Source organism: Liquorilactobacillus aquaticus DSM 21051 (assembly GCF_001436755.1).
GTDB lineage: Bacteria > Bacillota > Bacilli > Lactobacillales > Lactobacillaceae > Liquorilactobacillus > Liquorilactobacillus aquaticus.
The window spans coordinates 1-593 of record NZ_AYZD01000010.1 but is presented as its reverse complement, the minus strand read 5'-3'; the positions used below and the strand labels follow the sequence as shown (position 1 = coordinate 593).

Sequence of the window (593 nt, the reverse complement as noted above, 5' to 3'; positions counted from 1 at the left end):
ACCTTGTTTTGCTAAACGTTCACATAAAACATAGCCTAAACCACGATCAGAACCTAGAACTAAAATATTCATTTTGTTTTCCTCCTCTAAATTTAAATAACTAGTTGATGGTACCTTGGTTAATTTGATTAGTCACATTTGCGACAAAAGGTTTATTTTCAAAATATCTTATAAGTAATCAGTAATCCACTGCATCTATCATAAATTAATCGTTATAAAAAGCTGCAAAATTTTCAAATAACAGAATCTTCTCGTTATAAAGCCATCTTTTTCCCTTTGTAATCGATAAACCATGTGTTCTTGTCTACCTTAATACTTTTGTTTATAATTTCACATATACCTTCAGCAGTATCCGACGGCTCAATTTGTGCTGTAGTACTTCCCATCTCCGTGTTCATTCTGCCAGGATGAAGTGCTATTATATCGATATCTTTAACCGTACATCTCATTATTTGAACTGCTCTGTTGGCCGCTGTTTTCGTGATTGCATACGCAGGAAACATATCACTCTCAAGTGCAAAACTTCCACCCTCTGCTGTCACTGCAATGTAAATACCGCCTTTGTTCATCTGTGGATAAAATGTTCGAAACGA

1 protein-coding gene is annotated in these 593 nt (G+C 34.9%); it reads right to left on the bottom strand.

The window, feature by feature from the left end:
• Positions 1-254: 254 nt before the first annotated feature.
• Positions 255-593, bottom strand: a 339-nt coding sequence (locus tag FC19_RS11570; protein ID WP_235809299.1) for a Rossmann-fold NAD(P)-binding domain-containing protein, incomplete at its 5' end; no start/stop codon positions are given.